The 25,221-nt window shown below is 41.7% G+C and carries 23 protein-coding genes and 2 tRNA genes; 13 read left to right on the top strand and 12 right to left on the bottom strand.

All coding sequences use genetic code 11. The features are described from left to right. Window positions 1-108: 108 nt before the first annotated feature. Genes QYC40_RS10900 through QYC40_RS10890 form a run of 3 tightly spaced genes read left to right on the top strand, consistent with a single transcriptional unit; the run spans window position 109 to window position 2,492 of the window. The gene (locus QYC40_RS10900) at window positions 109-924 is read left to right on the top strand and encodes a hypothetical protein (RefSeq protein WP_301990279.1); all 816 of its coding nucleotides are present in this window, start codon (window positions 109-111) and stop codon (window positions 922-924) included. A gap of 1 nt (window position 925) precedes the next feature. Then, window positions 926-1,516, top strand: coding sequence for a dephospho-CoA kinase (gene coaE, locus QYC40_RS10895; RefSeq protein ID WP_301990278.1), 591 nt, complete (start codon window positions 926-928; stop codon window positions 1,514-1,516). Between the two features lie 4 nt (window positions 1,517-1,520). Next, window positions 1,521-2,492 (top strand): exonuclease, encoded by a 972-nt coding sequence (locus QYC40_RS10890; protein ID WP_301990277.1) that lies wholly within the window; start codon window positions 1,521-1,523, stop codon window positions 2,490-2,492. A gap of 405 nt (window positions 2,493-2,897) precedes the next feature. On the opposite strand, the gene QYC40_RS10885 is transcribed toward QYC40_RS10890, so the two are convergent. From QYC40_RS10885 to QYC40_RS10875, 3 genes are all read right to left on the bottom strand, one after another. Further along, entirely contained in the window at window positions 2,898-4,307 is a 1,410-nt protein-coding gene (locus tag QYC40_RS10885; protein WP_301990276.1) for an arylsulfatase, read from the bottom strand. A 61-nt stretch (window positions 4,308-4,368) separates the two neighbouring features. Further along, a tRNA-Phe gene (locus QYC40_RS10880) sits at window positions 4,369-4,441 on the bottom strand. A gap of 41 nt (window positions 4,442-4,482) precedes the next feature. Then, window positions 4,483-4,558: transfer RNA gene (locus tag QYC40_RS10875), tRNA-Phe, on the bottom strand. A 185-nt stretch (window positions 4,559-4,743) separates the two neighbouring features. On the opposite strand from QYC40_RS10875, the gene mnmA reads away from it, so the two are divergent. Then, window positions 4,744-5,841 (top strand): tRNA 2-thiouridine(34) synthase MnmA, encoded by a 1,098-nt coding sequence (gene mnmA / locus QYC40_RS10870; RefSeq protein WP_149526685.1) that lies wholly within the window; start codon window positions 4,744-4,746, stop codon window positions 5,839-5,841. A gap of 399 nt (window positions 5,842-6,240) precedes the next feature. Here mnmA and gap read toward each other — a convergent pair whose 3' ends face one another. Genes gap through pfkA form a run of 3 tightly spaced genes read right to left on the bottom strand, consistent with a single transcriptional unit; the run spans window position 6,241 to window position 9,080 of the window. Then, entirely contained in the window at window positions 6,241-7,239 is a 999-nt protein-coding gene (gap, locus tag QYC40_RS10865; protein WP_301990275.1) for a type I glyceraldehyde-3-phosphate dehydrogenase, read from the bottom strand. 5 nt (window positions 7,240-7,244) lie between these two features. Continuing rightward, the gene (locus QYC40_RS10860; RefSeq protein ID WP_301990274.1) at window positions 7,245-8,093 is read right to left on the bottom strand and encodes a hypothetical protein; all 849 of its coding nucleotides are present in this window, start codon (window positions 8,091-8,093) and stop codon (window positions 7,245-7,247) included. A 3-nt stretch (window positions 8,094-8,096) separates the two neighbouring features. Next, a complete protein-coding gene (gene pfkA, locus QYC40_RS10855; RefSeq protein ID WP_301990273.1) occupies window positions 8,097-9,080 on the bottom strand; it encodes a 6-phosphofructokinase in 984 nt (327 codons plus the stop codon). A gap of 141 nt (window positions 9,081-9,221) precedes the next feature. On the opposite strand from pfkA, the gene QYC40_RS10850 reads away from it, so the two are divergent. The 6 genes from QYC40_RS10850 to QYC40_RS10825 all read left to right on the top strand — a co-directional run bounded on the left by QYC40_RS10850 (window position 9,222) and on the right by QYC40_RS10825 (window position 17,022). After that, window positions 9,222-9,884 carry an NUDIX domain-containing protein gene (locus tag QYC40_RS10850; RefSeq protein WP_149526681.1) on the top strand — a complete coding sequence of 221 codons (663 nt, stop codon included), beginning with the start codon at window positions 9,222-9,224 and terminating at the stop codon, window positions 9,882-9,884. 161 nt (window positions 9,885-10,045) lie between these two features. Further along, window positions 10,046-10,642 (top strand): TetR/AcrR family transcriptional regulator, encoded by a 597-nt coding sequence (locus QYC40_RS10845; RefSeq protein WP_301990272.1) that lies wholly within the window; start codon window positions 10,046-10,048, stop codon window positions 10,640-10,642. 12 nt (window positions 10,643-10,654) lie between these two features. After that, window positions 10,655-11,995 (top strand): TolC family protein, encoded by a 1,341-nt coding sequence (locus QYC40_RS10840; protein ID WP_301990271.1) that lies wholly within the window; start codon window positions 10,655-10,657, stop codon window positions 11,993-11,995. A 21-nt stretch (window positions 11,996-12,016) separates the two neighbouring features. Then, a complete protein-coding gene (locus QYC40_RS10835; protein WP_301990270.1) occupies window positions 12,017-13,075 on the top strand; it encodes an efflux RND transporter periplasmic adaptor subunit in 1,059 nt (352 codons plus the stop codon). Between the two features lie 25 nt (window positions 13,076-13,100). Continuing rightward, the gene (locus tag QYC40_RS10830) at window positions 13,101-16,271 is read left to right on the top strand and encodes an efflux RND transporter permease subunit (RefSeq protein ID WP_301990269.1); all 3,171 of its coding nucleotides are present in this window, start codon (window positions 13,101-13,103) and stop codon (window positions 16,269-16,271) included. Window positions 16,272-16,431: 160 nt separating this feature from the next. Continuing rightward, window positions 16,432-17,022 carry a hypothetical protein gene (locus QYC40_RS10825; RefSeq protein WP_301990268.1) on the top strand — a complete coding sequence of 197 codons (591 nt, stop codon included), beginning with the start codon at window positions 16,432-16,434 and terminating at the stop codon, window positions 17,020-17,022. On the opposite strand, the gene QYC40_RS10820 is transcribed toward QYC40_RS10825, so the two are convergent. Both QYC40_RS10820 and QYC40_RS10815 read right to left on the bottom strand, forming a co-directional pair. Continuing rightward, entirely contained in the window at window positions 17,019-17,858 is an 840-nt protein-coding gene (locus QYC40_RS10820; protein WP_301990267.1) for a DMT family transporter, read from the bottom strand. The genes QYC40_RS10825 and QYC40_RS10820 overlap by 4 nt on opposite strands. Before the next feature lie 405 nt (window positions 17,859-18,263). Then, window positions 18,264-18,419, bottom strand: coding sequence for a hypothetical protein (locus tag QYC40_RS10815; protein WP_301990266.1), 156 nt, complete (start codon window positions 18,417-18,419; stop codon window positions 18,264-18,266). Between the two features lie 111 nt (window positions 18,420-18,530). On the opposite strand from QYC40_RS10815, the gene QYC40_RS10810 reads away from it, so the two are divergent. Both QYC40_RS10810 and QYC40_RS10805 read left to right on the top strand, forming a co-directional pair. After that, window positions 18,531-19,214, top strand: a complete 684-nt coding sequence (locus QYC40_RS10810; RefSeq protein ID WP_301990265.1) for a DUF421 domain-containing protein — start codon at window positions 18,531-18,533, stop codon at window positions 19,212-19,214. Between the two features lie 66 nt (window positions 19,215-19,280). Continuing rightward, entirely contained in the window at window positions 19,281-20,255 is a 975-nt protein-coding gene (locus tag QYC40_RS10805; protein WP_301990264.1) for a YihY/virulence factor BrkB family protein, read from the top strand. 1 nt (window position 20,256) lies between these two features. Here the strand turns inward: QYC40_RS10805 and QYC40_RS10800 are convergent, their stop codons facing one another. From QYC40_RS10800 to QYC40_RS10790, 3 genes are read right to left on the bottom strand one after another with little or no spacing between them, the layout of a single operon-like run. Further along, a complete protein-coding gene (locus tag QYC40_RS10800; RefSeq protein WP_301990263.1) occupies window positions 20,257-21,276 on the bottom strand; it encodes a glutathione synthase in 1,020 nt (339 codons plus the stop codon). An 18-nt stretch (window positions 21,277-21,294) separates the two neighbouring features. After that, complete coding sequence (locus QYC40_RS10795; protein WP_301990262.1) at window positions 21,295-23,127, bottom strand: flavohemoglobin expression-modulating QEGLA motif protein; 1,833 nt, start codon at window positions 23,125-23,127, stop codon at window positions 21,295-21,297. Continuing rightward, window positions 23,111-23,887, bottom strand: coding sequence for an N-formylglutamate amidohydrolase (locus QYC40_RS10790; protein ID WP_301990261.1), 777 nt, complete (start codon window positions 23,885-23,887; stop codon window positions 23,111-23,113). Before QYC40_RS10790 ends, QYC40_RS10795 begins: the two co-directional genes overlap by 17 nt. Before the next feature lie 147 nt (window positions 23,888-24,034). Here QYC40_RS10790 and QYC40_RS10785 point away from each other — a divergent pair, with 147 nt between their 5' ends. Then, on the top strand, window positions 24,035-24,481 hold the full coding sequence (locus tag QYC40_RS10785; RefSeq protein WP_301990260.1) for a DoxX family protein: 447 nt from the start codon (window positions 24,035-24,037) through the stop codon (window positions 24,479-24,481). Window positions 24,482-24,509: 28 nt separating this feature from the next. Here QYC40_RS10785 and QYC40_RS10780 read toward each other — a convergent pair whose 3' ends face one another. Continuing rightward, window positions 24,510-25,220, bottom strand: a complete 711-nt coding sequence (locus QYC40_RS10780; protein ID WP_301990259.1) for a helix-turn-helix transcriptional regulator — start codon at window positions 25,218-25,220, stop codon at window positions 24,510-24,512. Between the last annotated feature and the right edge of the window lies 1 nt (window position 25,221).

The following is a 25,221-nucleotide window of genomic DNA, read 5'->3' as shown; positions in this document are numbered from 1 at the left end:
GTGCAAAGACGTAAATTATCTATTTTTTTACGATGCATTCTTATTTCATTTCTAGCGTGGACACTATTTGCTATCTCTAGCGACTACACCTTTTCAAAGAAGGCGAGCATGTCCTACGTGAATCTGCCGGAAAACAAAGCCTTTCACCCCCTGCAATCAGACACTGTTACGGTTAAATTGAAGATGACGGGATGGAAAGTCCTGATGGAGCGTATTCGTCCCGATACGGCAAAGATACAAGTAGATTTGAGCGGATTGAAAACCAGAAACTTTATTGTTTTTGGAAGTCAGATCGGCTTTATCAACAGGCAGTTTCGCCAGGAGGAGCAGGTTGTTGCTGTATCTCCCGATACCCTTTACTTCGATTTCTCTAAACAAACCCAGCGCAAGGTACCTGTTAAGGCGGTGCATAGTCTAACTTTTCAGAAACAATATGGCATCATTGGTGCAACCAAAGCTAGCCCTGAATATGTTACCATCACTGGACCTTTAGAAGATGTTGCCAGCATTGAATACTTAGAGACGGATACCATCAAAGGAAAAGATGTCAATACGGATGTCCGTACGGTTGCTTATCTAAATAAGCAGCAGCGGACCAATATTACCATTTATCCAACATTCTCTGAGATTGTCATTCCTGTTGGAGAAATCACGGAGAAGGTGATCGAATTACCGATAAAGGTGGAGAATGGAAAGCAATACACCTCTGTTCGCATCCTGCCAGGTAAGGTGAAAGCAACGATTCTCGTTGCGGTAAAAGACTATAATAAATGGACATCTCGAGATTTTGAAGCCGTGGTAGATTTAGAGGCCTGGAAGGATCATAGTGTAGAGAGCCTACCGGTCATCCTAACTAAGGTTCCTGAATTCTGTCAGGTGCTGAGTATAGAACCTCAAAATGTTGATTTCTTTGTTCGAAAATAAGATGGGATTAAAGATTGGAATTACCGGTGGCATAGGTGTCGGCAAGAGCATTGTAACGAAGCTTTTTAAAGTTCTTGGTATAGCAACCTATGACGCGGACAAGGAAGCAAAGGACATCATGATCAAAAGTGATGATGTTAGGAAAGCGCTGATTGAGACTTTTGGTGAAGAGGTTTACTTCGAAGATGGTTCTCTAAACCGTGTTTGGTTGTCATCCCGTGTTTTTAAGGATGAGGCAGAACTCAAAAAACTGAATGCCATCGTGCATCCTGCGGTGATTAAGGCCGCGGAAGATTGGGCAGCAGCACAACAAGGTCCTTACAGCTTAAAAGAAGCGGCTTTATTATTCGAGAGCGGCTCTTACAAAAGCTTAGACTACTGTATTCTTGTCAGCTCGCCTGAGGATGTTCGCATACAACGCGTGATGGAGCGCGACAAGGTGAGCGAGGAAGAAGTTCGTCACAGAATGAGCAAACAGATGCCGGAAAAGGAAAAGGAGGCATTGGCCGACTTTATTATATTTAACGATGATCAGCACAGCTTAATCGAACAAGTGATGTCGCTTCATCAACAATTCTTATCGAGTAAATAGCTGTATGGCTGAAATAATTGAAGATTTTCTAGTAAAAAGAGATAAAGGTTACTACTGTGCTTATGGCGACTTTTATGTAGATCCCCTGTACCCAGTGCAACGAGCGGTGGTATCCCATGCGCATGGCGACCATGCAAGTCCCGGGCATCGGGAAATCTACTGCACTAAAGCCACAGCGGCTTTTATGCAGGTCCGTTATCCAAAACAACCAATACAATCCTACCGTGTTTTTGCCTTCGAAGAGGGCTTCAATATCAATGGGGTAGAGATTGTATTTATTCCTGCCGGGCATATATTGGGTTCCGCACAGATACTGATGGTTTACAAAGGCGTTAGATACCTCTATACCGGCGATTATAAACTGCAGGAGGATCCGACTTGTGAGCCCATCAAGATCATGGAAGCGGATGTATTGATAACCGAGACCACCTTCGCTGATCCGAATGTGAAGCATCCGGATCCAAAAGAGGAGATATTGAAATTGGATGTCCCAAGCAATATCATGCTGGGTTGTTACTCGCTCGGAAAGGCACAGCGCATTACCGCCTTGATGAACCTTTATCTTCCCGAACGTGAAATCCTGGTGCATCATAGCATGCTGCCGCTTCATCGCGTATACGATAGCTATGCAAATTTCCCGATGAAATATGCATTATACAACAGGAAGTCGATGAAAGGGGATGAAAAAAACAAGGTATATTTAGTGCCGCCATTAACCTTCAATAGCTATAGACGGGCAAAAAACGTGGTACGTGTGTTTGCGTCGGGTTGGGCAAGATTACAGGCTAGTAATGATATTAGTTTATATCTCTCGGACCATGTGGATTGGGAAGATATATTGACCTTTGTTAGTGCTGTTAAACCTAAGGCAATCTGGACCTTACATGGCGACGGTCGTCAGCTGCATGCACATTTGTCAGAAAATTTAATAATTCGCGACATATTCGAGCAAACATATAGACCTGATTATTGTTAGTTAATAAATACTAACAATAATAGGAAAGCTATATGAACAAATTCTTTAGAGCATTAATTGCAGGATGGGGAGCCAAAAAGATGGGCTTAGGATGTTTCGGAACCATCATTGTCTTTATTATTATCTATTACCTTTTAGGATATTTGTAGGCGACAAAATTTTCAATCCTTCGACAAGTTTGAAAGATTTTGCCGGGATTGATTAAGACAAAAAATGGCTAGTTGATTTGACTAGCCATCCCTATAAAACTAATACCCGAGCGGGTCAACATGAAACAAGCCTTGCGTCAGGCTGTTTACCAAATTTAACTATTCGATCTTGAGTACCTTGGTCTAAAGAAGAAGGGCCTTCTTACCGTATATTGAGTTCTAAGTTACCTAAATCCTAAGCCTTCCGAAATACCTATCATTGGGTATTTTTCTTCAATAATGGGAATATTTCGCTCTCGCTATGCTGCTCTTCAATCAGCTTTAACATCTTTTTAGCCAGTTTAGTGTTTTGCACGGGTTTCGTTTCCTGAGGGTCCCTCTTTAAATCATATAACTCGTAATAACTATTTTCTGGGTCCTTAACTCTGAATTTAATCAATTTATAATTTTTATATCGGACAGCTTGGCGACCGCCATCCTCATGAAATTCCCAATATAGATGTTTGTGCTTTTGTTGTTTACCCTGATTTAGCAAGGAAGGAAGTAAGGAGATGCCGTCGGTTTGCTCCCTTATGCCGTGTTTCGTTAAGTCCTGGACCGTCGGCAGGATATCCCAGAATGCCCCGATATGTTCGGTCGTTGTCCCGGCAGGTATGTGGCCCTTCCAACTAACCAATAAGGGGGTGCGGATGCCGCCCTCGTATAGATCTCGCTTATAGCCTCGAAAACCAGCCGTGCTGTTGAAAAAGTCGGGATCTGCGCCACCTTCACGATGTGCGCCATTGTCGCTGCTGAATATAATAATGGTATTCTCTAAAAGACCTAATCGGTCTAGCTTGTCAATGATCTCCCCGACATAATGATCCATACGACTAACCATAGCTGCATAGGTTGCTCTAGGTTTTTCAACGGAGGCATAGCCCGCGATGGTTGCTTTAGGGCCATAATCATTGCCATGATGTGCTTTTTCTTCAAAGGCATGCTCATATTTTTTATAAAACTCATCTTCCGGACCCGCTAGCTCGGCATGGGGGAGGACCGTAGGAACGAATAGGAAAAAGGGCTGCTCCTTGTTGCGGTCGATAAAAGCTAGGGTTTGTTCCTGAATCAATGCAGGCGCATAGACGGCCTTTTTTGATAAGTCATTGCCCTTCAACTCTACGCGCTGATTGTTATACCACAAATGTGTGGGATAGTAACGATGCGATTGTCGCTGGCAATTATAGCCGAAAAATTCGTCAAAACCCTTGCGATTGGGGTCGCCACTGCTGCCAGCCATCCCCAAACCCCATTTGCCAAAAGCACCGGTGCTGTAGCCTTGTTCTTGTAATATCATGGCGATGGTACGGATGCTATCTGCTAGCGGTTCCTGACCCTCGGGTTCTATTTCCTTATTCCCACGGATATGGGTGTGTCCAGTGTGCTGACCGGTCAATAATGCTGATCTCGATGGGGCACATACCGATGTGCCAGCATAGAATTGGGTAAAGCGCATGCCCGAAGCTGCGAGTTTATCTAGATTCGGTGTGCTGATTTTTTGCTGTTTATAACTGCCTAAGTCGCCAATTCCTAAGTCATCGGCAAGGATGAAAACGATATTGGGCTTCGAATTTTGCGCATGAAGTTGAAAGGTAACAAGAAAAAGTAGGGTTAGGAGACGTTTCATAAAGCCAAGATAGGCAAAAAGGCATAAAAAAAACCCAATCGGATAAGATTGGGGTTTTCTGTGGTGCCAGCTGGATTCGAACCAGCGACACAAGGATTTTCAGTCCTTTGCTCTACCAACTGAGCTATGGCACCTTTTCAAGTTTTTGTTTGGAATCTGTTACTTGTCAGATTTTTGGTGGTGCCAGCTGGATTCGAACCAGCGACACAAGGATTTTCAGTCCTTTGCTCTACCAACTGAGCTATGGCACCTTTTATTGCACTTCCGTTACCGAACTTGCGTTGCAAATGTACCGTCTTTTTTCGAATTCTAAAACTTTTGCACTAATATTTTTAAACCTTTTTAGCAAATGGTTGATTTTGATTGAGATAAAATTACATCAAATAAACATTGGTATTCCCCATTTTACGGTATCTTTGCACTTCAATAAAATAGTATGAGTAAAAAAGGAAGAGTTTTGGTAGCCATGAGTGGCGGGGTGGATAGCTCGGTAGCGGCGGTTATGCTTCATGAACAAGGCTATGAGGTCATCGGTATAACGATGAAAACATGGGATTATGCTAGTTCAGGAGGCTCTTCAAAGGAAACTGGATGCTGTAGCTTAGATAGTATTAACGACGCCAGAACCTTAGCCGTAAACTACGGTTTTCCTCATTATATTCTAGATATCCGCGACGAATTCGGTGATTATGTTATTGATAACTTCGTAGATGAGTATATCGCAGGAAGAACGCCAAACCCTTGTGTGTTATGTAATACCCATATCAAATGGGAAGCATTAATAAAGCGTGCTAACAAGTTGGATTGCGAATTTATTGCAACCGGACACTATGCAAACATCCGTCTGCACGATAATGGTCGCTATGTTATCTCTAAAGGTAGGGATGAAAATAAGGATCAGTCCTATGTATTGTGGGGCGTATCGCAGGAGAACCTTGCACGTACGCAGTTTCCGTTAGGAAGTTTTACGAAGGCCGAGATCCGTCAGATGGCTTTAGAAATGGGACAACATGAAATTGCAAACAAATCAGAAAGCTATGAAATCTGCTTTGTACCGGATAACGATTACCGTTCATTCTTAAGACATAAAAAGCCAAACTTGGATCAAGAGATTGGCCCTGGAAACTTTATTCTATCCGACGGTACGGTCGTAGGTCAACACATCGGATATCCATATTTCACTATCGGGCAACGTAGAGGCTTAGGTATTGCATTGGGGAAACCCATGTTCGTTATCCAGATCTTACCAGAAAGCAACTCCGTTATGCTAGGGGAGGAACATGAATTGGAGCGTTCGCAAGCATTCGTACGCGATATCAACTTAGTGAAATATGCTTCAATCGACGAACCAATGGAAGCTGTAACCAAAATCCGTTATAAAGATGCTGGTGCTATTTCTACTCTGACGCAGCATGGAAATATCATGCAGGTAGATTTTACCCATAACGTAAAAGGTATTGCACCGGGTCAGTCTGCTGTTTTCTATGAAGGCGATGATTTGTTAGGTGGCGGTTTCCTGATGAAAGAAAACTAAGACAGTAAACAATAGTAGTAAAAGAGAGCGGTGCTATCCAAAAAGGTAGCAGCGCTTTTTTTGTTTTTCAATAGGAGAGCCTTAGGGATTCAACGGACATGCTACAGGTTATTGTTATTGTATACCCAATATACACCCCAATCATAACCCTTTCGAAGCGGTTATGATTGGGGTTTGTATTGGGTTTACATTGGGTTTGAAAGGGCTTTATGCAGAACCAGTGTCGTTAAAGAACTCTCGTATTTTCCTTGCAATACCAATGGGTTTGAGAGTTCTTGATGGTCTTTGAAAGCATACACTTTTAGAAAAAAAAAGACTCCGCCCAGTGCAGAGTCCATATATACAAAAGAGGCTGTCCATATTGGACAGCCTCTCTATTTTAATAAGGTTTTATTAAGCTTAGCTTAATTTAGCAACTTCTTGTGCTAAGTCGATGATTTTGTTTGAGTAACCCCATTCGTTGTCATACCAAGATATTACTTTCACGAAGTTGTCATTCAAAGAGATACCAGCTTTTGCGTCGAAGATAGAAGTACGCTCATCGCCTAAGAAGTCTGTAGAAACTACATCGTCTTCTGTATATCCTAAGATGCCTTTCAATTCACCTTCCGAAGCTTCTTTCATTGCTTTCTTAATCTCTTCGTAAGAAGCAGCTTTTTCTAAACGAACTGTTAAGTCAACAACAGAAACGTCAGCTGTAGGTACGCGTAATGACATACCTGTTAATTTACCTTTCAATTCAGGTAATACTAAGCCTACTGCTTTCGCTGCACCTGTAGAAGAAGGGATGATGTTTTGGTAAGCACCGCGTCCACCTCTCCAGTCTTTCGCTGAAGGACCATCAACAGTTTTTTGTGTCGCTGTAACCGCATGTACAGTCGTCATTAATCCTTCTATAATACCGAACTTATCGTTCAATACTTTTGCTAAAGGAGCAAGACAGTTTGTTGTACAAGAAGCGTTAGAAACGATGTTGTATTCTGCTTTTAAATCTTTATGGTTTACACCCATTACGAATGTAGGCGTATCATCTTTTGCAGGAGCTGACATGATTACTTTTTTAGCACCAGCATCAATATGTTTCTGTGCTAATTCTTTCGTTAAGAAGAAACCTGTTGATTCGATAACAACTTCAGCACCAACTTCATCCCATTTCAAGTTCGCAGGGTCTTTTTCAGCTGTAACACGGATAGTTTTTCCGTTTACTACTAAGTGACCGTCTTTTACTTCAACTGTACCGTCGAACTTTCCATGAGTAGAATCGTATTTTAACATGTATGCTAAGTAGTCAGGCTCTACTAAATCATTGATGCCCACTACCTCAATATCGCTGCGTTTTACTGCAGCTCTGAAAGCTAAACGACCGATACGGCCAAATCCGTTAATTCCAATTTTCATTTTAACTAATTTTTATTTAAATAATATTTAATAAGGTTTTGTACAGGCTCACGAATAATTGTTCCCACGTTCAGATGATAGTCATCTGCGATCTCTCTTAGCCATTCTGAGTAATTATTTGCTACAGATCCTGTAAAATTCAAGGTTGCATCTGGATAAGATTCTGATAAAGGGACCAAGTAGGTCTTTACATAAATGTCCAATCCTTTCTTAATAATTCCTTCCATGTAAGGATCTTCTTTATTATCTAAGAAGAAATCCGCCAGGGAAGTCAGGAAGATATTCGGATTGGGTGTGTTGTACACTTTATCTAATATTGTTTTTCTGTCTATATTATGTTTTCTAAGCAATTTCTCTCGGAATCCCTGTGGCATAGCTTCCGTTAGGAAGTCTTTCAGTACATAACGTGCTTGCCAGTTTGTCGAACCCTCATCTGCTAGAATGTATCCAAGGCCATAATTGTTCTCGACAATTTTTCTTCCGCTATAATATGCTGCATTAGACCCACTACCAATAATCCCTATAATGCCTTTTTCGTTCCCGAAAGTAGAAATAGCAGAAGCCAATACGTCATGGCTAGCTTTAACTTTCGCGTTCTTGAAGAATTGCATAAATGCTTTTTCAATCTTCAATTGTCGCTCGCGCGAGGAAGCACCGGCGCCAAAGAAATAGATCTTGCGGATTCGCTCGGCATTGTTGATCAGTTGGGTGTTTTTATTGAGCAGTTGATGGATAAAGCGTTCGTCTTGTATATAGGGGTTTATGCCGGTTGTTCGGAAACCGTGCAATATTCTTCCTTTTTCTGCTAATCGCCAATCGGCATACCTAGAGCCGCTATATACTACTGCTATCATAGATTAAATGTTCATTACTTCGGAAATCGTTATCAGTTCTTCATCTAGCTTAAACTCCTTATTTCTAAGCGCTTCTTCTAGACTGGTTGAGGTGATTTTACTGCCTCGGATTCCTACAGTTCCTCGAGTATTGCCTCGCAGCAGTTCGTTAACTGCAAAATAGCCCATACGGGTTGCTAATATTCTATCGAAACTGCTTGGTGATCCCCCACGTTGCAGATGTCCTAATATACTAACTTTTGTGTCATAAAAATCAAATTTTTCTTTCACCCGTTTTGCTACATTATAGGCTCCACCGTTTTTATCGCCCTCTGCCACAATAACGATCATGGAGGTCTTATTACGATCTTTCGCAACTTCCAGCATATCGATCAGTTCATCGATCGCTGTATCCTTCTCTGGAAGCATAATCGCTTCAGCACCGCCCGCTACGCCTGCATATAGAGCAATACTTCCCGAATCCCTACCCATCACTTCAACGAAAAATAATCGATTATGTGATGCGGCAGTATCTTTTATTTTATCGATTGATTCGATAACAGTATTGTTTGCTGTGTCAAAGCCTAAGGTATAATCGGTACCATAAAGGTCGTTGTCGATTGTGCCAGGAATGCACATTACCGGAATGTCATATTCTTTAGAAAAAATCTCAGCTCCAGTAAAAGTACCGTCCCCGCCTATAGCGACTAAAGCATCTATATTAGCCGCTTTGATATTATCGTAGGCTTTCTTACGACCTTCCGGCGTTCTGAATTCCGGACAGCGCGCCGATTTGAGCATGGTTCCACCTTTTTGCAGGATAGAACTTACCGAACGGCTTACTAAGTTTTTAAAGTCACCCTCAATCATCCCCTCGTATCCTCTGTATATTCCTGTAACTTCTAAATTATGATATAATGCAGTTCTGACGACGGCTCGAATGGCAGCGTTCATACCCGGAGCGTCACCTCCAGAAGTATAAACTCCAATTCTTCTGATGTTATTCATTAGGTTCCTCTATTTTTATGATTTACGAATATAATGTGTATTTCTTACACTATTAAATTTTTTTGGTAATTTGTTTGTTGATTTATATAATTGTTAGGATTATCGAATAATCCATATTAATCAAACAAATAAATTTAGATTTTGCAGACGCATTTTACCATTGATTGTGTGATCTTTAGTTTCGATGAAGGTCAATTAAAAATACTTTTAGCAGAAAGAAACGAATATCCGTATAAAGAATGGTGGGCTTTACCCGGCTATTTTGTCAACAAATATGAAGAAATGGAAGACGCCGTTTCTCGTATCCTTTTGGAGATGACAGGCCTAAAAGACATCTATATGGATCAATTGGCGGCTTTTGCTGGAGTTAAGCGACATCCGGAGGGTAGAATTCTTACGGTCGCTTATATGGCTTTGGTACAAATGGAGGAGGTGAAAAATAAAATTGCGCCAACCTCAGATTATATGCGTCAGTTAAAATGGTTTCCAGTTTCTGAATTACCGGAGCTCGCATTTGACCATCGCGATATTATTACGTTAAGTTTAGAAAGATTGAAGAAGTCTGTTACATACTCGACGGCTCCCTATGAATTATTGCCAACCAAATTTACGCTCACACAACTGCAACAAGTGTATGAGTCTATTCTGAATAAAAAACTCGATAAACGTAACTTCCGGAAAAAAATCAACAACCTGGGGTATCTGAAAGAGTTGAACGAATATCAGAAAGGAGTGTCCTATAGAGCAGCCAAACTGTACTCTTTTGACAAAAGAAAGTTCCATAAACAATTTTCACAAGACTAATAATCATTTATTTTTTCTGTTAAATTTTTTCGTTTTATGCCTTGCTGGCGTTAAGAAAGTGTTAATAATCACTTTTTTGACAATGGCGTGATATTATTTGCTATCATTTCTTTACTTTTGAACAATTTTTGAAAAAAGTCAAAAGATAAAAAAGGAGAGAAATGGAAAATCGTAAGGATCAAATCATCGAAGCAGCGCTAAAACGCTTCTCGCATTTTGGTTTTCAAAAAACCACAATGAACGAGATTGCTGATGATTTGCGAATTACCAAAGCAAATCTGTATTACTATTATCCCGACAAAACAAGCCTTATTCTAGCCGTTTTGCATTATGTGATTGATGAGATACATGCAGATGAGCTTAAACTTATCAACAAGTACAAAGGTAATCTAATTGACACTTTAATAGGCATATTGGAAATGCGAGCTTCCTTTCTACGGAAGTACTATGTGCTTAATATCGCCGAGAATTTAGATTGGTTGAAGGGCATGGATATTCAATGTACCATGGAAGCTTTTTATAACCGCGATATTGAGTGTATCGCTGTATTGTTTGAAAAGGCGATTGCAGCGGGAGAGGTGGAACTCGAAAATGCGCAAGATGCTGCGGCTGCCTATGTAGAGCTGACAAAAGGGGTAAGTATTTTGCATACGGTGTCGGATATTATTACCGGCATACCGAACGAACAGAATGTAGAACTCATATTAGCCAGCCAGATACGAGCAACCAAGTTAATATTTGCAGGAAAAATTAAATAGAATTACACATAAATGAAAAGGATAAATATAATCACACTGTTATTAGCAGGAATTTTTTCGGGTTCTATGCTACATGCGCAGGAGACCTTGACACTTCAAGAAGCTATAAAGTTTGCATTGGAGAATAAGGCCGAAGCAAAGAAATCCAAGCTGGATCTTGAGAATGCGCAATACAAAATTGATGAGGTGCGCGCTGGAGCACTTCCACAGGTAAACGGATCGGCATCACTGACCTACAATCCGATGATTCAGAAAAACGTCATCACGATGACAGATCAGGCTACTGGGACGGTGAATACCATCGTTGCTGAGTTCGGTCAGCCATGGAATTCACAAGCGGTATTGCAGGTAAATCAGCAATTATTTAATCAATCACTTTTCACAGGCTTGAAAGCGGCGAAAACTACACGTGAGTTTTACCAAATCAACGACCAACTAACGGATGAGCAGTTGATTGAGAAAGTTGCGAATGCTTATTACGAGGTATTCCAATCGGATCTGCAACTGAATACCTTAGAAACCAACTTAAATAATACCACAAAAACCCGCGACATCCTCAAAGGACTGGTAGATGCGGGCTTGATGAAGAAAATAGACCTTGACCGTACAGAGGTTGCTATTAACAATATGTTAGCACAAAAGCAACAGTTGATCAATGCACAACAACTTCGCGAGAATGCATTGAAATTTGCTATCGGAATGGATATCCGAGAAGATATCGAATTGCCGAAAGAAACTTTCGATGTCGACGTGAATGTTGCAGCAGAACAATACAATGTGGATGCTCGTACGGAGGTCAAAATATTGGAAAAACAAATCGAACTATTGGAGCTGAACAAAAAAGCTAAGGTTTCTGAATTCTACCCATCATTGGCATTTACGGGTAATCTAGGTTATGTAGGCTTTGGTCCGCAATTCCCAATCTTCAACGATAAGACCAATACGTCGAAGTTCTCTGCATTAGGCTTGAACTTAACGATTCCAATCTTTAACGGTGGAGCAACGCGTGCCAAGGTAAATCAAGCAAACGTCGATATTCTGAAAGCTAGAGTTGATTTGGAAGATACGAAATTAGGCTTGAACCTAGCCAGCGAAAACGCAAAATCACAGATCAGAAACAGCTTATTAACTGTTGATAACAATCGTCGTAACGTTGATTTAGCAAGACAAGTGTTAGATGACACCAACAATAACTATAGAAATGGCTTAGCTACATTGACGGAGTTATTAGACGCAGAGAATGCTTTATCTGACGCGCAAAATAACTTGAACACTTCGCTGTTAAACTACAAAGTTGCTGAGATCCAGTTGATCAAAGCGAATGGAAACTTAAAAACATTAGTAAACGAATAATCACAACTCTTAATACTCATTATGAAACGCGCTTTAATAACAATTATAGTCATTGCATTAGCCCTAGGCGGTATATTCTATATCCTAAACAAGAACAAGGCTAAGGTAGAGCAAGAAACTGCTGTCGTAGCACAGAAAAATGCAGCTGTTGCCGTACGTATCGACACGGCTGTAAATCAACAACTGAGCTTAGCGTATCAGGCCAATGGTACGTTTATGCCTAAACAAGAAGTGACCGTTGCTGCTGAAACTGGTGGCCGGGTAGTGCGTGTTTTGGTAGACGAGGGTTCTCGTGTATCTGCAGGCCAAACATTGGCGGTAGTAGAAGGCGATAAGCTGAATGTAAATGTAGCTAACGCACAAGCTGCTTATGATAATGCAAGAGCGACGTTGCAACGCTACGAAAGTGCATTAGCGACAGGTGGTGTTACCCAGCAACAAGTTGATCAAATGCGTTTGCAATTTGAAAACTCGAAAAACAACTTAAAGAGTGCCAAATTAAACGCAGGCGATGTAACGATCAAGACTTCGGTTAGTGGTATTGTAAATTCTCGTAAGATTGAACCCGGAGCTTATGTAAGCCCAGGTACACCAGCATTTGATATCGTTAATGTGAGCACGTTGAAATTACGTGTGAATGTAGACGAGAAAAACGTTGCTACCTTACGTGTTGGCCAAACTGTTAAAGTATTGGCAAGCGTATATGTAGATAAAACATTCAGCGGAAGAATTACTTTTATTGCTCCTAAATCAGATGGAAGCTTAAACTTCCCGGTTGAAATCGAGATCGCTAATAATCCTAACAACGATCTACGTGCTGGTATGTACGGTACTGCCGTGTTTGGAGGCGAAGGTACAGCATCAGCCTTAGTAGTTCCAAGAACAGCATTTGTGGGAAGTATCTCCGACAACAAAATCTTCGTATTGAAAAATGGCAAAGCCATTGAAACAAAAGTAACATCAGGAAGAAGCTTTGGTGATCAGATTGAAGTGACTAGCGGTTTAGCTGCTGGCGACCAAGTGATCATCTCTGGTCAGATCAACTTGATCGACCAAGCTCCTGTGGAAGTGATAAAATAATTTGTGCTATTACGAAAAATAAAACATGAAGATTACTGAAATATCAATAAAACGCCCCAGTCTGATCATCGTATTATTTATAATACTGACCTTGGGCGGGATATTCTCATACTCCCAATTGGGGTATGAGCTAGTACCAAAATTTGAGGTAAACGTAATTACCATCCAAACGGTTTATCCGGGAGCATCGCCTACTGAGGTGGAGAATACGGTTACCAAAAAAATCGAGGATGCCGTTTCCTCTCTAGAGAACATCAAGAAGTTGGAATCCACTTCGATGGAGAACGTTTCTGTCGTGATGATTACCTTGAACGATGGAGCCGATGTCAACTTCCTCTTGACAGATGCACAACGTAAGATTAATACGATCCTGAAAGACCTTCCGGAAGACGTTGATCCGCCGTCGTTGAATAAGTTCTCGTTAGATGACGTTGCGATCATGAGCTTGGCCGTAACATCGAAACTATCCGAGAAAGAATTATACGACTTATTGGATAACAAGATTCAGCCTATTTTCGCACGTATAAATGGTGTGGCAAAGGTAGACTTAATCGGGGGTGAGGAACGTGAGATCCAAATCAGTGTGGATGCACAGAAGTTGGAAGGATACGGTCTATCGATTGGCCAGGTTCAACAAGTTGTCGCACAATCAAACTTAGACTTCCCTACAGGTAATGTGAGTACGCGCGATAGCAGAACGACTATTCGTTTGGCTGGTAAAGTGACAGATGTGGAAGAGTTGAGAAACCTTCCGATCACAACACCTGCAGGTATTACGATCTTCTTACGCGATGTTGCTGACGTGCAGGATGGTATCAAAGAGATTGAAAAAATTGCTCGTTTAGATCAGAAAAACACAATCTTATTACAGGTATTCAAACAATCGGATGCTAACGCGGTAGAAGTATCTAAACTAGTAAAAGAAACGATTGCAACAGTTGAGAAAGACTATGCAACCGATAACATCAAAGTATTAGTAGCGAATGACTCGACAGATTATACCCTAAACGCGGCAAACAACGTAATGCATGACTTAATGATTGCGATTGCCCTGGTAGGTTTCATCATGTTGTTCTTCTTACATAGCTTGCGTAACGCGGCGATTACCATGGTGGCCATCCCATTATCATTGATCGCAACCTTTATCGGTCTATTATTGATGGGCTATACCTTGAACTTGATGTCCTTGTTAGGATTATCACTCGTGGTAGGTATTCTTGTCGATGACGCGATCGTTGTTATCGAGAATATTCACCGCCACATGGAGATGGGTAAAAATAAAGTGCGCGCGGCTTATGACGGAGCAAAAGAAATCGGATTTACGGTATCTGCGATTACCTTAGTAATCGTGGTGGTGTTCCTACCGATTGCGATGTCAACAGGTCTAGTAGCGAATATCCTAGCACAGTTCTGTGTAACGGTTATTATTTCTACCTTACTATCCTTATTGGTTTCCTTCACCGTTGTTCCATGGTTATACTCTCGATTCGGTAAGTTAGAGCATATCAATGCGAAATCTTTCTTCGGACGTATTATCGTTGGCTTTGAGGCTGGACTAACGAAATTCACACACTGGATTACAGGTATCTTAGAGTGGTGTTTGAAGAGCAGAGGTACGAAATTAGCTACACTTGGTCTTTCCATTTTACTGTTCGTAGGCTCATGTAGTTTAGTGGGGATGGGTTATATCGGTTCTGACTTCTTCCCGGCATCCGATAAAGGTGAGTACTTAATCCAATTGGAATTAGAGAAGGACGCATCTTTAGAGAAAACTAACTTCTTAACCCAAAAGGCAGAGGCTATAATCCTAGCCAAGCCAGAGGTTGAACGTATTATTACTTCGGTAGGTCAGTCATCCGATGGGGTTATGTCTACATCAGGTTCTCGCTATAAATCAGAGATCCACGTGATCATGAAAGATACCTATACAGAAAACTCGAAGGTTTATGCTGCGGTATTACAACGTGAATTGGAAAATAAACTGGTTGGTGCAAAGGTAAAATCCGTAAACATGGGTTTAATGGGAGCGGAGCAAGCACCATTGAAGCTAACGATTATCGGTTCTGATGTGAAAGACGCGGGTGAGTTTGCTGAAAAAGCAGCTGGTCTATTGCGCAATGTGCCTGGTGCAACCAACGTGAAGTTATCTTCTGAAAGTGGTAACCCGGAAATCAACGTCAAAGTAGACCGTGAGAAAATGACTTCATTAGGTCTTAATGTGGCAACTGTGGGTATGACCATGCAGACTGCGTTCTCTGGTAATACAGACAATAAATTCCGTGCTGGAGACAACGAATACGATATCAATATCCGTTTTGATGAGGCTAGCCGTTCCAATATATCCGACGTTAGAAACTTGAAATTCATCAATCAGCAAGGAACGCCAATTTCTTTAGAGCAATTTGCTGAAGTGAGCTATAGCTCAGGACCAACCTTATTGGAACGTCGTGATAAATCGCCGGCAGTATCTGTTCAGGCTTCTATCGTAGGACGTACCTTAGGTGAGGTTGCAGGTGAGTGGCAGGCAGAGTTTGAAAAACTAGAGCGCAAACCAGGGGTTGTCTACATCTGGGGTGGTAACATGGAGAGCCAACAGGAAGGTTTCGGTACCTTAGGAGTAGCCTTATTAGCATCGATCTTGTTAGTTTACTTAGTAATGGTTTCGCTTTACGACAGTTTCTCTACGCCATTCGTCGTGATGTTCTCTATTCCATTGTCCTTCATCGGAGCGCTACTGTTACTTGCTTTAACGGGGCAATCGCTGAACATCTTTACCATCTTAGGTATCATCATGTTGATTGGTTTGGTGGCGAAGAATGCGATCTTATTGGTCGATTTCGCGAACCATCGTAAAGAACATGGCGATAGTACGCACGATGCCCTAGTTGCTGCCAACCATGCGCGTCTTCGTCCGATCTTAATGACGACGATTGCGATGGTATTCGGTATGATTCCAATTGCCATGGCAACAGGTGATGGTGCGGATATGAATAGAGGTCTTGCGATCGTAATTATCGGGGGTCTATTATCATCCCTTCTTTTAACCTTGGTCGTTGTTCCTGTAGTCTATTCGATCTTCGACAGTATCGGAAAACGCTTCGGTAAGAAAGAAAAAACGAATTACGAAGAGTTGATGACTGAAGATTTCGTGATGAACGAAGACTATGTTGACGAAATGGACGTTAAACATACATAGTAAGAACAATTAGAAATACCATATATGCGAGGGCTGTCTTTTTAGGCAGCCCTTTCTTTGTGATAGTTAGATCTATCACGACGTTGTTGGAAATAAAATATGATCTAATCTTTATGTTTGAGTAATTTTATCGCTATTCTTAAGATTAAACACACAGATCATGAAATTTTTCTTATTTACGCCCATACTATTGTTCATTCTTTTATCCTGTCAGTCTGGCAAAAAGCCACAGGAAGTTAAGGATACAGCGCGAACATTGCCAAAGCTAGATACCAATGTTAGGGATATCCCGCAGGATGGAGGTTCAGCAATCGACCTAACAGCAATTCCGGAGAAGTCGCTACCCTATACCGACTCGACCAATTTTGATAATTTCAACAATGATGGAATCTCCAATCCAGCATTGATTAGCGCAATAAAGTTCGAGGGAGAATTCGAAAATGTGCAGGATGTCAGGATTCGTTATAAACTAAATTTTTCAGATGATATCACCGGCCTGGTTGTGACTTATCCAATAGGCGAGCACGAGCTCAATACCACCCTTTTATTGCTTAACAAGGAACTGAAGTTGGTCGATCAAATGGACATCGCTTATGACGAAATTGCCGAGTCAGCGATACGTGAAATTAGCCTGATTGAAAAAGAGAAGCTAAGCATAGAACATTGGAATTACTTCTCCGACGAACCTACGGTAGAGAAGAAGGTTTATCAAATCCGCCAAGACGGTAAATTGCAGGCTATCAAAAATTAATGGTTACGGCTGAACAGAGTCGTGCCTATGCTTGCCATCACGACACAGGCAATAGATAGCCACTGCAATCCTGTCAAGGTCTCGTGCAGAAATAATAAGCCAGATAAAGCCGCAAATGCCGGCTGAAGACTAGTCAAGATAGAAAAAGTCTTGGCGGGCAATTGTTTTAAAGCGACCATATCCAAAGAAAAAGGAAGAGCGCTTGATAGAATAGCAACGCCTAAACCCTGAGCAAATAACAAAGGGGTAATCTTCGCAAGTTGACCATCCCAAATCGCAAAAGGAATAATAAAGGCAGCAGCAATTAGCATTCCTGTAGATACCGCATCTTTGCTATTCATCACCTTAGAGACTTTACCTCCCATGATGATGTAGAGTGCCCAAAAAGCGCCAGCCAAAAAGGCGAGGAATAAACCCAATAGATCCAGATCTCCTGTTCCCCATGGAACAATAAGCAAAATACCTGCGCAAGCCAACATAGCCCATACGATATCCAAAAGCTTTCTAGATAGGACCAATGCTAAAAACAAAGGACCGACAAATTCTATCGTGACACCCAAACCTAAAGGAATCCGCTGAATTGCCATGTAGAAAATAAGATTCATGGCCGCAATCCCCAAACCATATATCGCACAATAGAGCCATTGTTTTTTGCTAAAGCTGCGGAACTTCGGCCGATTGATGAAGTATAATATCACCGCCGACAGTCCAATTCGTAACGTACTTGTGCCGATAGCACCTAATGCTGGAAAAAGTCTTTTCGCAAGGGAAGCACCGCCTTGAACGCAAATCATCGATGCTAAGGCAGCAGGAACGGCTAGGTTTTTATTCTTCATAATTTTCAGGGTAAAGGTAAGGTTTAGATGTTAGATATTAGACATCAGATTTTAGACCTAGGACGGCTAATGCAGGTGTCTGAACTAGGAGAGGAAGGAAATTTTGTCTTGAACCAGGAAAGGAAGGATTTTAGGATAAACAGGATCCTGCAAATCCTTTTTATCCTTCCTTTCTTGGTTCAAAGACAAGCCATCCTGCCAATCCTAAAATCCTTCCTTTCATGATTCAGACAATCTAATATCTAATGTCTCACATCTGATATCTAACTCGTACTACTCATTCCCCTTTCAAACCCAATGCTTACCCAATATAAACCCCTATCAGAACCCTTTCGGAAGGGCTATGATAGGGGTTAGATTAACTTAATAATAGGGTATAACTCGTACTAGTGTGCTTTACTTTCCCTAATCATGGTCGTCGACCTTGTTCGGGTTTGGCGGTAAGGGGTTTGTGTCCTTTTCCAGGCGTTTTCCGGTATCATGTTCGACATCTGTTTTTGTTTCTTCTTCTTTTGGATATTTTTTTTCCTCTTCTTCCTGTAGGGTTTCTTTCTTGCTCATCTCGATTTATGTTGTTCTGCTTATAAAACAAACGACTAGGGAAAAGGTTCAGGCCGCAGTTTAAAACCTTCTGAGAAATTAAATGTTCCTGATATAGAAAAAACAAATGCTATGATCGATATACAAAGTATCTTTTTGAAGGATGTCGAGCTCTCCTTCATCTTGGAGATTATCAGTCGGACGTTGATGATGTTTCTAATCATCTTGATTGTATTGCGTTTATCGGGCAGGAGAGGAGTTCGGCAACTTACGCTATTCGAGGTGGCCATTATTCTCGCCATGGGATCTGCTGCCGGCGATCCGATGTTTCAGGAGGACATCCCGATACTCTATGGTTTTATTGTTTTATTCTCGATTATTCTTTTTTATAAGTTCATCACTTGGCTAACCCAAAAGAATCGCTTTTTTAATGAGCTGATGGAGGGCAAGCCCATGTGCGTTGTGAAGAATGGGATGTTTGAAGTCAAAAAAGAGAGCGACAGTGATTTCTCACAAATGGAGTTCTTTGCCGAGCTGCGCAATCAGTCCATAGAACATCTGGGGCAGGTTCGAGTGGCATTGTTGGAGGTCGATGGAACGATGAGCGTTTTATATTATTCGGACGAGGAGGTAAAATATGGACTTCCCTTATTTCCAGATGATCAGTATAAAATTACCAGCTTGGAGGAAAAAGGACCGTTCGCTTGCCTGTATTGTGGCAATGTCAAATCAATTTTGCAGACTTGCAACGACCGGTGTGATCGCTGTGGCAAAAAGAACTGGGCAAATGCGATAAATTCACGTCGGATAGGCTAGAGGGGGATTTTCAAAACAATTTGTAAAGCCACCTGTTAAGTCTTAAAGAAAAAAACAACTATTTACATGGAAGAAAAAAAGAAAGGCAATTTCTTTAAAGACAGTTTTAGCATACTGAAAAACTCCGTTATGGGGTTCATGAACGAGGATAGTTTAAAATACAGCGCCTCTCTAGCCTATTATACCATCTTCTCGTTGGGACCGATCTTGGTGCTGATGATTTCTCTGGCAGGCATATTTTTCGGTGAAGAAGCAATACGAGGAAAAGTATTTACGGAATTGAATGGTTTGGTCGGCGCGAGTGCGGCACGACAGATTCAGGAGGTGATCAAAAACTTAGAACTCTCCGGTAAATCGAGCATGGCATTGATTATCAGTATCGTGACCTTAATTATTGGTGCTACGACTGTATTCGGCGATATTCAAAACTCCATCAACAAGATATGGCATGTTCGTGCTAAACCTAAAAAAGGCTGGTTAAAGCTGATTACTGATAGACTTTTATCCTCTTCTTTAGTGATTGGGTTGGGATTCCTTTTGGTTGTGACCTTAGTTGTCAACGGGGTGATCTTAACACTGACGGACCGTTTGCTGCGTTATTTTCCGGATATGACGGTATTCGTTATGGATGCCATCAACTTCTTACTATCCTTTGCAATCACCTTCGTCTTGTTCGCTGTGATCTTCAAGGTTTTACCTGATGTAAATATTAAGTGGAAAACAGTTCGTGCTGGAGCTTTATTCACGGCCGTTCTTTTTATTTTCGGTCGATTTGGGATCGGATTATATCTTCAGAATTCAGATACCGAGACTACCTATGGAGCAGCAGGATCAATCGTGTTGATCTTGTTATGGGTTTATTATACAGCGGCTATCCTTTATTTTGGGGCTGTCTTTACCCGTGAGTATGCCACCTACAAAGGCGTTAGCATAGAACCTTCGGAATTCGCAGTACATGTAGAAACGAAAGAAATAGAAAGGAATGTGGATGAAATCCCCCCCGCGCCATTAACGACGGAGGAGACTGTCATTGAAAAATAAGTTAATCAGCGTCGATGGCTGCATAGAAGTTTTCGACGCGTTTTTCCAAGTCGGCAATGATTGCGCCGGCGAAGTCTTTCTTACCCAGCTTTATGGCATGGTAAAGTGCGCCGGGACTGAAAACATTGACTTCCATAATTTTATCGCCTACGATATCTAAACCGACTAAATACATGTTGTCATTCTTTAAGGTCAGTGATACTTGTTTTGTCAGGTTCAGGATATCTTCGGTTATTTCGGCAGCCTGCGCCGTTGCGCCCTGATGAATATTGCTACGGATTTCATTTTCCGGTTGTACGCGTTGTACCGCAGCATAAACGCCATCAACAACAAGGGGCTCTCCGTCCAACATAAAGAAACGAATATCGCCTTTATGAGCTTCAGGAAGGTACTCCTGCGCAATAACATAACCATCACGGGCAATGGCTTCGACAGTTTGCTTCAAGTTTTGTCGCTCATCATATTTTATCATAAAGACATTCTTTCCGCCTGAGCCTTTCAATGGTTTAAGAATAATTTTATCGTTCTGCTCCTCTAGAAAGCGTAAGATATCTTCGTGATTTCTGGTAACCATGGTTTTCGGACGAACGGCTTTGGGGAAGTTTTCTAAGTATAGCTTGTTATTGGCCTGCACCAGATTATCAGGGTCGTTGATGACGAAACCACCGTTTTTCTTTACCAACTGGGCAAATTGTATTCCGCTCGCCGCAGCCCAAGGTCGATTGATCATATCCAAGGTTGGATCGAAGCGGAGCCATAACACCTCCACCGTAGAAAGATCGATTAAAGTTTTCTTGCTGTCTTTTAGATGCTTCATCAATTTATCGCCGGTATCAATTTGCTGATCGGGCTCCACGACTCTACAGTGAGCTAGCACGCGTTGCTCGTCTTCATAGACAAAATCAGCAAGCCCAATGTACAACACCGTGTGACCTCTTTCTAGCGCCTTCAGCGCAAGGATAGTGGTGGTAAATTTTTCCTCTTCCTTATGGGTTTGATTTATTAAAAATGCAATTTTCATATATACAATCGGATTAGATTATTCAACTAGTTTAAATATGGATCCTTTTTGAGTTACTTCCTGCCATCTGGGTTTATAGTCGGCAGACATATAGCGTGGTATAACTGCGGGAGGTATGAGAACGCCCCGTTGTAGCAAGTCTTTGATAATCGGTAGGTAATCCTTGCGGATTTTACCCATCATCAACAGGTCGACTTCATTTCCTTCTTTGATGTAATTCAACAGTTCGATGATGCCTTTCAGATAGAGTGCATCTTTGGTTAATCCACCCCCACGATATACGCGCATGGTTAAGTTAAAAGCTGTTTCGGGAAGAAAAAGGTACTGATCGACGAGCATGTCGAAGGTATCGGTGAAGGTATTGCCCAATAACATATGGTGAACAGCAATAACGCGCGCAGCAATAATTCGTAGCCTATCGTTGTTCAAACCATTGACGATGTATTCTGACAATACAGCAAGTCCTTCCTGCAGTTCCTCATAACCCGGTACGCCCAAACTGAACAGGTTGAGTGGCTGCTGTCGTCCGTTGAAGTAAGTAACTACATGAGTGCCGATTTCATGCTGTATCAATGCCATCGCCCGTGAGCGGCTCAATTTATATTCCTGACTGATATTTAAGGCTCCACGGTTGACCATGACACCAGATATGTCTTCACGAACGCGAACAGGACTATTGAATTCAGTGTTCTGTTTTTGTAAATATCGTATTTCCTCTCGCGCCATCTTTGCGAAGTCGTTTGCTGAGATAATATCATCCGATTTCTTAGCAACCTCCTCCGGCTCTGTCATCATCAGGAGCGCCAATGCAGAATTATATAGCTTCTCCGAGACGTTTCCAAATACCTGTAAGCTGCCATGCAGGAAATCATCCTTTCCACGATCGGCAAGCATAGTAATCATAGAATCAAGCTCGGCACGCTTATCCCGAAAGATGTAGGCCATTGTCGGGTCGTATATATCCTCGATGCATAGGTTATAAAGTCTGCGTTTTACGAGATCCGGATCGACGTGCATAGGTCGATACAGGAACTTCGGTGCTTTCCAGAACTTATCTTTTTTAAACTGCAACCAGGCTTCGTGTGCATTGAGCGGAGTAACCATGAGCAGGAAGTCGAACTTCTTCGTCTCCTGCGCCAATGCCTGATCAATTTCTACCATTAATGGGGTCAATTCCTGATGCACGTTAATTCGCTGTGCAGTGGCATTCAGATGCGTATAGACCCTTAGGAATTCAAAAAAAAGACGGGAAAGCGACTTCGCCAAAGACTCTCTGTAAATGCGCATTAATAGAGGAAGCACATTGTCGGCATCATCGAGGTAGTTTTGTTTGATGGAGATCCCCATAAGCAAGATCTGCTTGTTTTGCAGCTCCTTTTTGGAAAACAATTGCTTTGTTTCCGGCGGATGGGGGATATGTTGATCCTTTTCGATACCAACCCTTATTTCAGGCGCCTCTAAGCGAATGTTTTTTTCGAGGTATTCAGCTAGGGGTAACAGGTCTTTTTGTGCTACGTGGACTTCTATATCGTCTTTCTGGCTATCTTCGGCAATCCATACCTCAATAAGCAGGCCTGCACCGAATTCCTCAGCGAGCTTCTGCGCAATGGGGCGTATCCATTCTTCCAATGGAAAACCCGAGGACTTGCAGACAATACTTGCATTCTCGGTCTTTGCCAAGTCAACGAGCATTTTATCGCGCTTCTCCATCTCGGGAACCCGATATATAAAAATATAAGGTACGATCTTGTTGAAGATAAACTTTCCAACATTTGGAATTTGATAATGAATAGCCGATCGCTTGTTGATAGCGTTTAGAATCCTTTGCAGTGGTTTATTCTTTTCGGTCATTGTCAAAATAATGCGTTAGATTTTTCAACGTGTTTAGTAACAGTTGCTTGCAGGCAGTAATTTTGCTGGGGTCTGGAACACCCGTCCATTCATCCATAAAGTCCTTTCGGAACTCTATGGATATCACACAACCCGACTGCCCATATTGGCTGTTAAGGTGTTGATTGAGATAACCTCCCTTAAATTTAACGTTTTCTCGTATATCAATTGTCTCCCCCTCAAGGGTTTCTTTCTGAAAAGTTTCGCTGAATAGGTCGATGACGTGTCGCCACTTGGGTTGAATAAATGCTGTGCCCAGATTTATCTGCGGATTAGCTACTTTATCGATTTCTTCTGCGGGGCTTTCACTTTTTGCATTGTAACTATGGATATCAAAGATGAAAAAGAAGCCATATCGATCAATGGTACTTTGTATCAATGCTTCTATTTCCTGATAGATCATCGCATGCTCTTTTCGAAGGCGGTTCACCTCCGCTTCGGGCAGCTGGTTCCATACATGCAACCCCCAAGCCTGCTCCGGCGTCAGGTAGATTGAATTTTCTAAATTTCTATTGATATCCAATTGAAACCTGGAGCTCCCAACGATGAATTGGTTGATGGGTAATTCTGCCATTGCCGCGGTAAACGGATCTTCTTCGCGAAGACGTTCTGTTTCCGACAGCCGCATATACGGCATCAGCTCTTCTTCAATTTGATGCCCATCATGTATGGCAAAAGCCCAAAAAGGACTATCAACTCGGTTGATATGATATTTCGTCATTTGATTCATACGTGTTTTTATTGGAAATGCCCGTAGTGTTTAAACAGCTAAATAGGGGAATGGTTTGTCTATTAAAAAAATAGAACAATATACTAGCAGCTGTGTTCATACGTTGTAAAGGTATAACCAATTAAAAAGGAGGTTGTTATGAACCTAATCGAACGCATTGAGCATTGGGGTGATGCACATCACCCTCGCTGGATAGACTTCGTCCGCATTTCCCTGGGACTGGTCATCTTCGCAAAAGGAGTTAGCTTTATCATGGACAGGGATTCTGTCGCTTCGCTAATCGAACAAACACATTTTCAATTGTCTATTTGGTCGGCCGTACATTATGTGGTGTTTGCACATATTGTAGGTGGGATTTTTATTATTCTTGGTCTTCGGACGCGACTTGCCGTGGCCTTACAAATCCCAATTCTGATTGGGGCTGTTTTCTTTGTGAATATTACAAAGGGATTTAGCTTTCTAAATTCAGAGTTTTGGCTTTCCTTAGTGGTACTAATGCTGTTGATCTATTTTTTCATCGTAGGGTCTGGGCCGATGTCCTTAGACAAGGAAATGGATAAACCGGGGTATAAGCGAAGAATCTAAGCCGGTTTACTGCTGATTTAAGGTTGACTTAAACGAGGTCGAATGCAATTGCGAATTTGAGGAATGCTGCAAAGGTTTTGCAGTCGAGTTTCTGTATGATGTTTTTTCTGTGTGTATTCACCGTATGAACGGAAACGAATAGGCTGTCGGCAATTTCTTTTGATGAGGCGCCATTCGCAATAAAGCGAATAATTTCTTTTTCGCGTTTCGTTAATGCCGCGTATTGGCGATAATGCTGCTTGACAAAATCATGATCGTCAAGAACTTTATTTACTTTATTTACCATATTGCCACAACCTTCGATCGGCGTCGCAATAATCATTAGCTGGTCAGCGAGTTTGTGGTTTTCGGGATTTTGAACGAGTTTGCAAATAGTATAGAACCATTTAAACTCCACTTCGTTATGAAGTTTTACCTGTTGAAAAAAGGAATATTGTTGATTTGGGTCTTTCTCTGAGATATATTGTTGCAACCCTGAAACACATTGCTCAACCTCTTCTTTCACAAAGTACTTCTCATAATAGGCGAGGCCAAGCTGATTAATTTCTTCGACAGAAGTGCCTAAAAGGTTACAACCAAACTCACTCATATAGCTTACCCGAACCGGTGTATCGTCTATAATATCATGCATCATGATAGCGGCAGGAATTTGTTCCCCAATTTCTTCGATATTCAATTTAGCGCTTGACATCCCCTTTCCTAGAGAGGCGATACGTCCGGCTATGGCGTAGCTGAGCATG

The sequence above is a fragment of the Sphingobacterium sp. BN32 genome (genome assembly GCF_030503615.1).
Taxonomy (GTDB): Bacteria; Bacteroidota; Bacteroidia; order Sphingobacteriales; family Sphingobacteriaceae; genus Sphingobacterium.
The sequence above is the reverse complement of the archived record's forward strand: the minus strand, read 5'-3'. Positions and strand labels throughout refer to the sequence as shown.

Bases quoted from the DNA above. Each gene is read 5' to 3' on its own strand.
- QYC40_RS10805 (WP_301990264.1), top strand. From the start codon at position 19,281: ATGGAAGAAAAAAAGAAAGGCAATTTCTTTAAAGACAGTTTTAGCATA.
- gap (WP_301990275.1), bottom strand. From the start codon at position 7,239: ATGAAAATTGGAATTAACGGATTTGGCCGTATCGGTCGTTTAGCTTTC.
- QYC40_RS10885 (WP_301990276.1), bottom strand. From the start codon at position 4,307: ATGAAACGTCTCCTAACCCTACTTTTTCTTGTTACCTTTCAACTTCAT.
- QYC40_RS10810 (WP_301990265.1), top strand. From the start codon at position 18,531: ATGATCGATATACAAAGTATCTTTTTGAAGGATGTCGAGCTCTCCTTC.
- QYC40_RS10790 (WP_301990261.1), bottom strand. From the start codon at position 23,887: ATGACGAAATATCATATCAACCGAGTTGATAGTCCTTTTTGGGCTTTT.
- QYC40_RS10830 (WP_301990269.1), top strand. From the start codon at position 13,101: ATGAAGATTACTGAAATATCAATAAAACGCCCCAGTCTGATCATCGTA.
- pfkA (WP_301990273.1), bottom strand. From the start codon at position 9,080: ATGAATAACATCAGAAGAATTGGAGTTTATACTTCTGGAGGTGACGCT.
- QYC40_RS10890 (WP_301990277.1), top strand. From the start codon at position 1,521: ATGGCTGAAATAATTGAAGATTTTCTAGTAAAAAGAGATAAAGGTTAC.
- QYC40_RS10820 (WP_301990267.1), bottom strand. From the start codon at position 17,858: ATGAAGAATAAAAACCTAGCCGTTCCTGCTGCCTTAGCATCGATGATT.
- QYC40_RS10835 (WP_301990270.1), top strand. From the start codon at position 12,017: ATGAAACGCGCTTTAATAACAATTATAGTCATTGCATTAGCCCTAGGC.
- QYC40_RS10860 (WP_301990274.1), bottom strand. From the start codon at position 8,093: ATGATAGCAGTAGTATATAGCGGCTCTAGGTATGCCGATTGGCGATTA.
- QYC40_RS10840 (WP_301990271.1), top strand. From the start codon at position 10,655: ATGAAAAGGATAAATATAATCACACTGTTATTAGCAGGAATTTTTTCG.
- QYC40_RS10845 (WP_301990272.1), top strand. From the start codon at position 10,046: ATGGAAAATCGTAAGGATCAAATCATCGAAGCAGCGCTAAAACGCTTC.
- coaE (WP_301990278.1), top strand. From the start codon at position 926: ATGGGATTAAAGATTGGAATTACCGGTGGCATAGGTGTCGGCAAGAGC.
- mnmA (WP_149526685.1), top strand. From the start codon at position 4,744: ATGAGTAAAAAAGGAAGAGTTTTGGTAGCCATGAGTGGCGGGGTGGAT.
- QYC40_RS10900 (WP_301990279.1), top strand. From the start codon at position 109: ATGTCCTACGTGAATCTGCCGGAAAACAAAGCCTTTCACCCCCTGCAA.
- QYC40_RS10795 (WP_301990262.1), bottom strand. From the start codon at position 23,127: ATGACCGAAAAGAATAAACCACTGCAAAGGATTCTAAACGCTATCAAC.
- QYC40_RS10815 (WP_301990266.1), bottom strand. From the start codon at position 18,419: ATGAGCAAGAAAGAAACCCTACAGGAAGAAGAGGAAAAAAAATATCCA.
- QYC40_RS10780 (WP_301990259.1), bottom strand. From the start codon at position 25,220: ATGCTCAGCTACGCCATAGCCGGACGTATCGCCTCTCTAGGAAAGGGG.
- QYC40_RS10825 (WP_301990268.1), top strand. From the start codon at position 16,432: ATGAAATTTTTCTTATTTACGCCCATACTATTGTTCATTCTTTTATCC.
- QYC40_RS10785 (WP_301990260.1), top strand. From the start codon at position 24,035: ATGAACCTAATCGAACGCATTGAGCATTGGGGTGATGCACATCACCCT.
- QYC40_RS10800 (WP_301990263.1), bottom strand. From the start codon at position 21,276: ATGAAAATTGCATTTTTAATAAATCAAACCCATAAGGAAGAGGAAAAA.